Annotated in this window: 9 protein-coding genes; 6 read left to right on the forward strand and 3 right to left on the reverse strand. The window is 47.9% G+C overall.

Annotated elements, in window-relative coordinates:
- Nucleotides 1-58: 58 nt before the first annotated feature.
- Both FN001_RS14190 and FN001_RS14195 read right to left on the reverse strand, forming a co-directional pair.
- On the reverse strand, nt 59-514 hold the full coding sequence (locus FN001_RS14190; RefSeq protein ID WP_118298769.1) for a GtrA family protein: 456 nt from the start codon (nt 512-514) through the stop codon (nt 59-61).
- 411 nt (nt 515-925) lie between these two features.
- Entirely contained in the window at nt 926-2,206 is a 1,281-nt protein-coding gene (locus FN001_RS14195; RefSeq protein ID WP_142412289.1) for an aspartate aminotransferase type Ic, read from the reverse strand.
- Nucleotides 2,207-2,537: 331 nt separating this feature from the next.
- Between FN001_RS14195 and FN001_RS14200 the strand changes: the two genes are divergently transcribed.
- The 3 genes from FN001_RS14200 (at nt 2,538) to gltS (ending at nt 6,152) form a co-directional block, all read left to right on the forward strand.
- Entirely contained in the window at nt 2,538-3,833 is a 1,296-nt protein-coding gene (locus FN001_RS14200; RefSeq protein WP_142412290.1) for a sensor histidine kinase, read from the forward strand.
- Nucleotides 3,830-4,672, forward strand: coding sequence for a response regulator (locus tag FN001_RS14205; RefSeq protein ID WP_142412291.1), 843 nt, complete (start codon nt 3,830-3,832; stop codon nt 4,670-4,672). Before FN001_RS14200 ends, FN001_RS14205 begins: the two co-directional genes overlap by 4 nt.
- 289 nt (nt 4,673-4,961) lie before the next feature.
- Nucleotides 4,962-6,152 carry a sodium/glutamate symporter gene (gltS, locus tag FN001_RS14210; RefSeq protein ID WP_142412292.1) on the forward strand — a complete coding sequence of 397 codons (1,191 nt, stop codon included), beginning with the start codon at nt 4,962-4,964 and terminating at the stop codon, nt 6,150-6,152.
- A gap of 136 nt (nt 6,153-6,288) precedes the next feature.
- Here gltS and FN001_RS14215 read toward each other — a convergent pair whose 3' ends face one another.
- A complete protein-coding gene (locus tag FN001_RS14215) occupies nt 6,289-7,179 on the reverse strand; it encodes a LysR family transcriptional regulator (RefSeq protein WP_142412293.1) in 891 nt (296 codons plus the stop codon).
- 244 nt (nt 7,180-7,423) lie between these two features.
- On the opposite strand from FN001_RS14215, the gene FN001_RS14220 reads away from it, so the two are divergent.
- The 3 genes from FN001_RS14220 to FN001_RS14230 all read left to right on the forward strand — a co-directional run bounded on the left by FN001_RS14220 (nt 7,424) and on the right by FN001_RS14230 (nt 12,135).
- Nucleotides 7,424-8,779, forward strand: coding sequence for an MATE family efflux transporter (locus FN001_RS14220; protein ID WP_142412294.1), 1,356 nt, complete (start codon nt 7,424-7,426; stop codon nt 8,777-8,779).
- A 179-nt stretch (nt 8,780-8,958) separates the two neighbouring features.
- Nucleotides 8,959-10,485, forward strand: a complete 1,527-nt coding sequence (locus FN001_RS14225) for a BCCT family transporter (RefSeq protein WP_142412295.1) — start codon at nt 8,959-8,961, stop codon at nt 10,483-10,485.
- A 237-nt stretch (nt 10,486-10,722) separates the two neighbouring features.
- A complete protein-coding gene (locus FN001_RS14230) occupies nt 10,723-12,135 on the forward strand; it encodes a PspC-like choline-binding domain-containing protein (protein ID WP_142412296.1) in 1,413 nt (470 codons plus the stop codon).
- Nucleotides 12,136-12,188: the final 53 nt, after the last annotated feature.

Genomic DNA, 12,188 nt, shown 5'->3' on the forward strand with positions numbered 1-12,188 from the left:
GCCTGTAATCATTTTTGCTTTTTCATACTCCCAACATCCGCCGGGCAGACATCGCAGATCATTTCTTTTTATCTCCTGTAAAGATCAGGATCTTGCTGAACACATAATTCAGAACAACGACCACCACGGAGATCAGCAGCTTGCAGATGAAAAACTCCATCTTCATGAGATCCACCATGATAAACAGCGCTGCCAGGTTAAATAAAAATGTCGCGATCCGGCATAAAATGAACGAGACAAATTCCTTCCATACCTTCGCCGGGTTTAAGGTGTGGCTTTCAAACACCCACCATTTGTTCGTCACAAATGCGAACAATACGGCTGCCACCCAGGCGATCGTCTGGGCCGGGACCGGATCCATCTTCCACATATAATATAGAAGATTCGAGATCGCGTAGTCGATCACCGTCGTCAGGACTCCGAAGATCAGATAAGCGATCCCTTCCCTGGCGAGACCGGACTTTTTTGTCCCCGTTTCCTGTCCGCTCTCCGGCTTCTCATTTTTTTCATTCATAAATATTTCCGTCCTTTTCCGGAATCATCGTTTTCAAAACGTTTCTCCGATTTTTTCAGGATTTCCCTATCATATTCGATAGTCTTTTTCATTTTAGTATACCAACGCAAAAAAGTAAAGGACTGACAGCCGAATTTCTAGCTGTCAGTCCTTCTTTTGTTACTTTTCACGGGTAGGAATTTTCTGAACTGAAAATTCCGTATGATACCGTTATGGTTGCGGATTTTGCCGATTCGGAATGCGAAGCATCGGCAAAATCCTGTTACAGGGCGCGGGCATGGAGTGCCCGTGTACTGTAACCTTCTTTTAAAGCGATTTGGAATGGATTTTGCTCGTAACTTGCCATGCATCCGAAGGGAAGCTCCGTGGGAGGTTCCTGTAGGTATCCGGCTGCTGAACAGTTACGACGTTTTATTCTGCGAGCAGCTTCTCAACACTCACAAGTCTTACGCACACGCAGAAGACCTCTGCCGCCTGTCTGAGGTCATCCAGGGACGGGAAGGACGGCGCGATCCTGATATTGGAGTCGTGCGGATCTTTTCCGTATGGGTAAGTCGCTCCGGCACCGGTCATCACAACACCGGCCTCTTTGCACTTCGCAACGATCGCTTTCGCGCATCCGTCAAGAGAGTCGAAGGAGACAAAATATCCGCCGTTCGGTTTTGTCCACTTCCCGATCTCCAGACCGCCAAGTTCCTTATTTAAGATCTCATCGACTGCCTCAAATTTTGGTCTGAGGATCTCAGCGTGCTTAGCCATCTGCGCTTTTAAACCATCGATATTTTTAAAGAAGCGGACATGACGGAGCTGGTTGATCTTGTCATGGCTGATCATCTGGACATTCATCTGCTTCTTCAGCGCATCGATATTTGCCTTTGAAGTAGCGATCGCGGAGATTCCGGAGCCTGGGAAGCTGATCTTTGAAGTCGAACCGAATTTATATACCATGTCCGGATTTCCTGCTTTTTCACACTCAGAAAGAATGTCGAGGACATGATCCGGGTGATCCGGGTGCAGATGATGAACACAGTATGCGTTGTCCCAGTAGATACGGAAATCTTTCGCAGCCGGTTCCAGGTTTGCAAATCTTCTCACAGTCTCATCTGAGTAAGACTCACCGCTCGGGTTCGCATAGAGCGGAACGCACCAGATTCCCTTCACACTCTCGTCATTATTTACATATTTTTCAACAAGATCCATATCCGGACCTTCTCCTGTCATCGGAATGTTGATCATCTCGATCCCGAAGTATTCCGTGATCGCAAAATGTCTGTCATATCCCGGGACCGGGCAGAGGAATTTCACCTTGTCAAGTCTGCACCACGGCGTACTTCCGCATACTCCGTGCGTCCAGGAACGGCTCACGGTATCGAACATCAGTGTCAGACTCGCGTTTCCGTACATCACGATATTCTCGGCCGGCGAGTCCATCATCGCACCCATGAGCTCTTTTGCCTCCTGAATCCCGGTCAGGACTCCGTAGTTTCTCACATCACCGTCCGATGTCATATAATCACTGCTGCTGTTTAAAACGTCCATCATAGGAAGAGAAAGGTCCAGCTGCTCTTTACATGGCTTTCCCCGCGCCATATTCAGGCTGAGATTTTTTCCCTGATACTCCTTATACAGCGCTTCCAGCTGCTCCTTTAAAGACGCAAGTTCCTGTTTTGACATTTCGCGATATGGTTTCATGTCAGTTTCCTCCTCATGATTCAACGATATATTTCAGATTATCTTTTCCCTGAACACTTATTATAATTCATTAAAACCAATATTTCAACTTAAAAAATAAAGTTTTGCTTCTGTTTTTTTATTTTTTTGAACCTGACCCCATAAAAATCTTAGTCATTGCCGTCTGCAGCAGCTCCCTGCCCCCCGTTTTCAGCTCTTTCCGTGCTTCGGTCCGCGCTCCGCGAAGCAACTCCTGACCGTCTCATTGACTTTTCTTTAACAATAACGTATTATAATAAGATATAGGATGATGATTCCATCTGCTTCGAATTCTGAAAAGGAGAATGGCTTTATGACAAATAATATGCGGACGCGCGATATCCGGCGAATGATCCTGATCGGACTGATCGTTGCTCTCGTGTCCCAGCTTTACTGGAATATCTTTATAAATAATTTCCGGATCTCTTCTTCCGTGATCATACTGCCCGTTCTTCTGATGACACTTGGAAAAAGTCTTTCCACACCGCTCACCTGCGCTGTGACCGCAGTCATCGTGTTCTTCTTCCGCCTGTTTCCGGCGCTCCACAGCGGGACCAGTCTCCTCGTCTCAGCGAAAAGTGTTTTTCCGAATGCGATCTTCTATTTCTGCTACGGCATTATTTTCGCAGCCATGGTCCCGGGAAAACATACCGTCTCCTACAGCCGCCTGTTTCCGGCCGTTTTTTTTGCTGATTTCGGTTCCAACCTGGTAGAACTGTGCATTTCCGAGAGTACGGCACACTCCATGACTCCGGACAAGGCAGGATATCTCTTCCTGATCGCTCTGTTCCGTACCTTTCTTGCCGGTCTGATCCTGATTGCGGAAGGTCACTACCGGACACTCTTAAAAAACGAAGAGCATGAGAACCGTTACCGCCGTCTTTTCCTTATGACGACAGGACTGAAAAACGAGATCTACTTCATGCGGAAAAATTCTGAAGAGATCGAATCCGTCATGGCAAACGCATATAAATTGTATGAGAAATTAAATGAAATGGATGTGCCGGAAGACATGAAACATATGTCTCTTGCTATCGCCCGCGATGTCCACGAGATCAAAAAGGATTATATCCGGATCATCCAGGGGATCGAGGAAGAAATTTCCGATGAGTATGACGAAAAGCGGATGAGTTTTCAGGATCTCTTAAAAATCCTGGAGGACACGACCTACCATATGTTGGAGAATAAGAATGTACATATCCAGCTGGAATTCCAGTGTTCTGATAATTTCATGACCGAAGAACACTATGAGCTGATGGCCATCCTCAAAAATCTTGTAAACAACGCGATCGAGGCGATCGAGTCCGACCGTAGATTCGGAATGATCTACATTGAGGAACATCTGACCGACGGAAATTATGTTTTCCGCGTCACCGATGATGGTCCGGGAATCTCCCCCCGTCATCTTCCGAACATCTTCAAGATGGGCTACTCAACAAAATTTGACCAGAAAACAGGAAACATTTTCCGCGGTGTCGGTCTCTATGGCGTAAAAATGACTGTGGAAGAACAATTTAAAGGAAGCATCGACGTTGAATCGGAGCAGGGGATCGGAACCTCCTTCACCATCACGATTCCGGTCACTTCCCTTGTGGAGGAAACATTATGAGAATCTATATTGTAGAGGATGACCTGTCCGTCATCAATATTTTAGAGGACATCATCGAGACACAGGATCTCGGGGAAATCTGCGGAGACTGCGGCGGGGAACCGGCAAATCTCGCAGACGTGCTGCGCGCCAAGCCGGATGTCATCCTCGTTGACTTTTTCATGCCCGTTAAGGACGGGGTAGAATTCGTAAAGGAACTGCGCGCCGTCAACACCTCGATCAAGTGCATCATGATCTCCCAGGTATCTGCCAAAGAGCTGATCAGCAAAGCCTACAGCGCGGGAGTCGACTTCTTTATCAGCAAACCGATCAATCTCATTGAAGTCCGTTCCGTCTTAAAAAATGTAGAACAGCAGATCACCAACGAACGTACACTCGCAAACATCCGTCGCATGTTCATGAACGAGATCGAACATCCTGCCAAAGATGACAAGCCGAAAGCCGACAACTACGGCCGGAAATTAAAGTACATCTTAAACCGCATCGGCATGTCCGGCGAAAAAGGATGCCCGGATATCATAAAGATCTGCGAATATCTCCACGACAACCACATTCCAGTCTCCAACTTGAGCGTTGCCCAGATGTGTGAGGCTGTCAGCGACTCGCCGAAAAACATGGAGCAGCGCGTCCGCAGGACGATCGCGGCCGGAATGTCCAACATTGCCCACATGGGGATCGAGGATTTCATGAACGAGACCTACACTCTCTACTCCGGAACTTTATTCTCCTTCGAGGACGTAAAAGCGGAGATGGACTATCTCCGGGGAAAACGCACATCCGGCGGCAAGGTCAGCATCAAAAAATTCATCGACGGGCTGATGCTGGAAGCCGAACGATAGTTTTTCATGATCCAGGTACATCTTCCGCAAAAACGGATTGTACCTGGTTTTTTCTATTTCTGATGCGTCTCTTCATTCCTCGGAAATCCACATCCGGAACAATGCCCTTTCCATCTTCACATTCCTTATATCGGATTTTTTCACATATTTTACCTTGTTGTGTATAAAAATATTGTTAAGTAATTACAAATTTTGTTAAGTAATTTTTGTAACTTTTTGTAACTTTGTGAAGTTTTTTGAAGGGACATGCTTATACTCTGTACATAAAAGGTATGGAGGTATAAAAACTATGTTACAAATCGAGCTCAACATGTATCAAGCAGTTGCAGTTGCTGCACTGGTTCTGCTTCTTGGACGTTTCCTTGTAAGCAAGATCCCATTCTTAACAAAATACTGTATTCCTGAACCGGTTGTCGGCGGCGTTGTTTACGCTGTTGTTCACCTGATCTTAAGATCCGCAGGGATCCTCGAAATCTCTTTCGACAACACATTACAGTCCTTCTTCATGACTGTATTCTTCTGTAGTGTTGGTTACACCGCATGTTTCCGTCTCTTAAAGAAGGGCGGCGTTCAGGTACTCTTATTCCTGTTAGTTTCCATTATCATGGTTGCTCTTCAGAATGGTCTTGGCGCTGTACTTGCCGGTGCTTTCCATCTCGACCCGAGACTTGGTCTTGCGGTTGGTTCCATCCCGATGGTCGGCGGACATGGTACCGCAGGCGCATTCGGACCGGTTCTTGAGGAAGCCGGTGTCGTAGGCGCTAACGCGGTTGCGATCGCATCCGCAACCTTCGGTCTTGTTGCCGGCTGTGTGATCGGCGGACCGCTCGCTTACCGTCGTATCCATTCCCTGAACTTAAAGTCCACAGAGACTGCTACCGGCGGCGATGAGGTTACAGTTGATAAGAACGAAGTTACCGGCGCGATCGATTCCAGAAGATTCCTGGACAGCGCATTATACCTTGCAATCGCAATCGGTGCCGGCACGATCGTTTCTTTATTCCTTAACAAGTTAATGACATTCCCGAGCTACATCGGAGCAATGGTTGTTGCCGCTATCATCCGTAACGTTGTTGACGCAACCCACAAAGATATGCCGATGGAAGAGATCAGCACGATCGGAAGCTTCTCTCTTTCCTTATTCCTTGGTCTCGCAATGATGGGATTAAAGTTATGGCAGCTTGCAGAGCTTGCTCTTCCGATGATCGTAATGCTCGCGGCACAGACAGTTCTCATGGCAATATTCGCTTACTTCGTAGTATTCAACCTTCTCGGAAGGAACTACGACGCAGCCGTTATGACATCCGGCTTCTGCGGATTTGGTATGGGTGCTACACCGAACGCTATGGCTAACATGCAGGCGATCACCGGAAAGTATGGTCCGGCTCCGACCGCATACTTCGTAGTACCGTTAGTAGGAAGCTTGTTCATCGACTTCTTCAATGCGCTTATCATTACGACATTTATGAACTTCCTGTAAGATCCAATTTTGGATTATAAATTGTAACTCTTGAAAAAGGGCCCGCACCGGAATCCTGGGGTATGTTCCGGTGGCTGGGCTCTTTTTCCTGTCTGAAATTTAATTGTAAATTTTTCTGAACGACCAGAATCTCTCTTTATCTTCCTGAAAACAGTTCTATCCCATCGATCATCTGCAGTTCTTCTCTCACACACTGAAAAAATCTTCGGATCTGATCATCCATCCGGTTCTCTTTTGTGAGTCCATAGATCGTCATGTCCTCCGGTCCGCCTTCCATCGGACAGATCCACACGTCTTGTCTCTTGAATCGCCTTGCAACAAGAAGCGGGATCACCGCCCATTTTTTTCCATTCAGAAAATATTCCAGAAATTCCATCTTATCCGCTGTGAGACTCGGATTTGCATCCGGCGGAAACCATCGGCTATGCCAGATATCATATTCCGGATTCCACGGCAGCCGGATCTGTTCTTCCGGATCCAGCATATCCGGAGTCACTCGCCCCGTTTCTCTCCAGCTCTCACCACCGGCAAACACGAACGGCTCCCTGAACACAGGGAACGGAACTATTCTTCTGGAATTTAAAAGATCCGAGACCAGAGCCACATCAACACTTCCATTTTCCACATACCCATAAATGTCAGAAGAACGCCCCGTCTTAAATTCAATGCTGCAGGTGTTCCGATCGGACATCATTTTTTTTAATACAGCCGGCATCAGATAAAAAGCAATGCTGTTCACTGTGCTGACCCGCAGAAGCGGACTTTTCTTTCTTCTCGGTATCTCCTCCGCCTCCCTGTAAAGTGTCAGCAGGCGTTCCGCGACCGGAACGAATTCTTTTCCATTCTCTGTAAGTTCCACGCTTCTCTGACCGCGTCCACGCTCAAAAAGGCTGTATCCCAGTTCCTCTTCCATCGATTTCATTCTGCGGCTCATAGCCGGCTGCGTAATAAAAAGCCGTTCTGCCGCTGCTGAGATACTGCCATACTGGAGAACTGCCAGGAATGCCTCCAACTCTGTTTTTGTCATAATGATCTCCGTTTTCTTCGATTTTCTTTACTGCAAATATTTTATCCTGTTCAAAATATATCATTTTAATTATATTTTACTTTTTAATTATTCATTTTTCAATTAATATTTTCTGTGATACACTGATTTCTGTGAAGGTACTGAACCATCAGATTTGGCACCAGCCGGAGCAACGCACAGAATTTGGAGTACGCAGTGCGGAACAATCCGGTATCAGAAGATTATATTTCAGGAGTACATAACCATGAACCAGACCTCTTTGCTTTCCGGCAATATCCGGCAGCAGATCTTAACCCTCGCCGTTCCACTGCTGCTTGGAAACATTTTACAACAGCTTTACAACACTGCCGACTCACTGATCGTGGGCAGATTTCTCGGCACCAACGCCTTTGCCTCTGTGGGAATATCCGGCAGTCTTATGAACCTTTTTATCTTCATCCTCGACGGCTTCTGCGCTGGGATCACGGTAATCCTCGGTCAGTTCTACGGAAGCGGTGACAGAAAAAAATACCGTGAGGAGGTCTTCACCGCTCTTCTTCTCGGCATGATCATCGCCCTTATCATCAGCGGTGTGTGTATCGTCTTTCTGGATCCGATCTTAAACCTGATCCACACCCCGGACGAACTCATTCCTTACGCTGAATCCTACCTTTTCATTATCCTCGCAGGGCTTCCTTTTACCTGCCTTTATAACCTTTTATCCGGAATCCTGCGGTCTATCGGCAACACCAGAACTGCCCTTTCTTTTCTCGCTGCCGCCATCACAGTGAACATCGCTCTGGACCTTCTCTTTATCGGCATTCTGAGACTTGGAACCGGCGGTGCTGCCGCGGCCACGATCCTGTCACAGTTTTTCTCCGCAATCTGCTGTTTTCTGTATCTGCGTGATACTTATCCGGGACTGCTCTGCCGCAGAGAAGATATTGGTGCTCATAAGGATCTTATGATCCACACCCTGCGCTACGGTCTCATCTCAGCGCTTCAGGCCTCCAGCCTGTATATCGGAAAGATTCTCGTTCAGGGCAGTGTCAATACACTCGGAACACCGGGAATCGCCGCCTATACAGCAGCGACCCGCATTGAGGGATTCGCGAATTCCTTCGGTGACAGCGGAGGAAATGCGGTCTCCGTCATGGTCTCCCAGAATCTTGGGGCCGGAAATCATGACAGGGTGAAAAAAAGTCTATTCTGGGGGCTGATGTTAAACTGGGCGGTCTGCGTGGTGATCTCCCTTTTCATGTTCTTTGGTTCCGATCCTGCACTCCGGCTGTTTTTGAGTTCTTCAGACGAGCTGGCTCTCTATTACGGAAACAGTTATATAAGGCTGATCTCTGTTTTCTATATATTCTGCTTTACAGGAAGTGCTTACATGGGATACTTTAAAGGACAGGGCTACATGGTCATCGCCTTCTGCGGAACAACCTTACACATTATTTTCCGTGCGATCTGTTCCGCCATCATGATCGGAAAGATGGGGCTCACCGCGGTTGCTCTCTTTTCCGGTCTCGGCTGGATACTCTGTGTGACATTCCTGACGGTCAATTTTATCCGGATCGCAGGGCAAAACGCAAACCTTCCATCCTCCCATGATCCGAACTGACGCTGAGTCCTTGTTCCCGTGCAGGGAGGCAGGCAAGTTCTGAACTGAAAATGTTGTATAATACAATGGCCGTGGCAGAATCGTATCATTTCCCCCTTGCATTCTCCCTCCTGCAGTGCTATAATGTTCAATATCTTGATAAATATTTAATTTTTGAACATTGTAGGAGGTTTCAAATTATGAGTTCCAAAAATTCCGAAACACCATTAAAAGACCGGATCGACTGGGTCACTGTGATCGTACCGTTTCTTGCGATCCTGGCGCTCTGCGTCTGCTTTATCATGATGCCGGACGCGTCAAAGAGCGTTCTCGACACGATCCGCTTTATCCTGGGCGACACCTTCGGCCTGTTCTATCTCGCCGTCGGTCTCTTCGTCTTCCTGCTCTCCCTGTTTCTGGCTTTCTCCAGATTTGGAAATATCCGCCTCGGAAAGCCGGATGAGAAGCCGAAATACCCGCTCTTCGTGTGGGCCAGCATGATGTTCACCTCCGGTCTCGCCGCCGACATCCTGTTCTACTCCTTCTGTGAGTGGATCCTCTACGCCAACGACCCGCATATCGCCGAGATGGGCTCTATGCAGACCTGGTCCAGCACCTACCCGCTCTTCCACTGGGGTCCGATCCCGTGGGCGTTCTACCTGGTGCTCGCCGTGTGCTTCGGCTTCATGCTTCATGTGCGGGGCTGCCACAAGCAGAAATACTCTGAGGCATGCCGCGCACTTCTCGGAAACAAAGTCGATGGACTCCCGGGAAAACTGATCGATCTCCTCGCCCTCTTCGCCCTGCTCGCGGGGACAACGACGACCTTCGCACTGGCAACTCCGTTAATGTCCCAGGTCCTCACAACCCTGTTCCATCTTCCGTCCTCGAAATGGATCACGATCGCGATCCTGGCCGTCACCTGCGTCTTTTATACATACGCCCTGCTGCACGGCATGAAGGGGATCTCCCTGCTTGCAAAGTCCTGCATGTATCTGTTCTTTGCCCTGCTCGCATATGTGCTGTTCCTCGGCGGAGAGACACGCTATATCCTGGAGACCGGTTTTGCCGCAGTCGGAAACCTCGCACAGAATTTCTTTAGTCTCGCGACCTTCACGGACCCGCAGCGAACAACCTCCTTCCCGCAGAACTGGACGATCTTCTACTGGGCCTACTGGATGGTATGGTGTGTGGCATCCCCGTTCTTCATCGGAACGATCTCCCGCGGGCGCACCGTCCGCCAGACGATCCTCGGCGGCTATGCATGCAGCGTCAGCGCCACATTTTTAAGTTTCATTATTTTAGGAAACTACAGCCTCGGACTTCAGGTAAGCGGAAAACTCGATGTGATGGCGATCTACGCAGCCGGCGGTGATCTCTACACGACGATCATCTCCATTATCCAGACCCTGCCGCTCGCTCCGCTCGTCCTGGTGCTCCTGATCGTTGCGATGGTGGCCTTCTACGCGACGAGCTTCGACTCCATCGCTCTCGTGGCTTCTTCCTACACTTACCGCCAGATCACAGGCGATGAGGAGCCGCACAACGCCGTAAAGGCATTCTGGGCGATCATGCTGATCCTGCTCCCGATGGCACTTGTCTTCTCCGACAGCTCCATGGCAAACCTGCAGAGTGTCTCCATCATTGCAGCGTTTCCGGTAGCGTTTGTGATCCTGCTGATCATCGCAAGCTTCTTAAAGGACGCGTCGGATTACCTGAAATCATAAAATATAAACTACGAAATGTACGGATCGATCACTTTCATCATAAAGTTTGATCCGTACTTTTTTCTTAAACAATTTGTAATTCCCCTGCCACACATTTACCACAAGTTGACGGGAAAATACCATTGTCATAAATTGGAATTCTGGTATAATAGAATATGTAAACAATTTGAGAATTTTCAGCAGCCGTAAAAACAATAATCTGGCTGCTGTTACAATTTCCATGAGGAGGAAAATTAAATGAGAAAGAAAAATTTCTGCCTGGCAGTACTTTCCGCATCCGCAGTTCTTGCTCTGGGTGCTTCATTCAGCTCTTTTGCTGCCTGGAAGTCCGTAAACAGCGAATGGGTCTACACTGACAATAACGGCAACAACGTGACAAGCGCATGGAGAACCGACAACGGCGAATCCTATTACCTCGGTGAGGACGGCTATATGATCCGCAACACTCTTCTTGAGGACAACGGGAACTACTACTACTTAAGAAACGGCGGCCAGATGTTAAAGAACGGCTGGCGCTTCCTTGAGAACCCGAGCTGGCAGGGCGATGATAAAGTCGGCGACGCAAGCTGGTACTACTTCGATAACAATGGACGTGCTCTCCGCACGACCGGAGACAGCGTAAAGATCGCTGATATCGGCGGAAAGAAGTATGCGTTTGATATGTACGGAAGAATGCTCACAGGCTGGATCACAGCTGCCGGTGAAAATATCTCCGATGATTCCGATTGGGCAACCGCTACATACTACGGTGACGCAGAAGGCGACGGAAGCCTCGTTACAAACGCATGGGTATACATCAGCGTTAAGGACGATGACAACGAGGACGATAACGAGCCGACTTACCACTTCTACTTCGCTTCCAACGGTAAGAAGACCGTCAGCACAGAGAAGACCATCGGCAATGTAAAATACACCTTCGATGACAGAGGTGTCGCTCAGGATTCCTGGGTACACAACAGCGACAAGGGTACATGGAAATATTATGGTGACGAAGAGGAACCGAAGCTTCATACCGGTTGGTTCGAGGCTGTTCCGTCCAAAGAATTAAACAGCGATGACCACGAAAACGGTACGACTCATTGGTATTATGCGAACTCCAAGGGTGAGATCACTATTCCTACTGCCGACGGCGAAGTTGGAGTCGTTAAAACAATTGATGGAAAATCCTACTTATTCAATTCTGACGGAGAGATGGTCACGGGATTGAGAATTCTTACATACGATGGTTCCAAAATCACCAATATTTCTTCTGAGGTAGACTCTGCTGATACTGTCAAGAATATGAATTCTGACACGATGAAACTCGTTTACTTCGAGTCCAACGGTGCAGCCAAGACAGGTACTACAACGATCACTCTTGACGGAACTTCCTACACCTTCAGTTTTAAGTCTAACGGTTCCCCGAGAGGTGTTGGCGAAACCGGTATCTCTGATGGTTACATCTATCAAAATGGTTTACGTCTGACAGCAGATGAAGACACAAAATACGGCGTTGTTACTTACAAAAACGAGTCCTACGTTGTAAATGAGAAAGGTTCTATCCAGAAAAACAAGAAGAACCTGAAAGACGCTGATGAGACTTACTATTGCACAAACGCAAAGGGTATCTTACTTCACTCCAGTACTGAAAAGTGTACTACAAAGCACTAATCACTCCTAAGCTTCAAGAGCACCTTCTCCATCATGGAGAGGGTGCTCTTTTT

Origin of the sequence: Clostridium sp. Marseille-P7770, assembly GCF_902143525.1 — a bacterium.
Lineage (GTDB): Bacteria > Bacillota > Clostridia > Lachnospirales > Lachnospiraceae > Pilosibacter.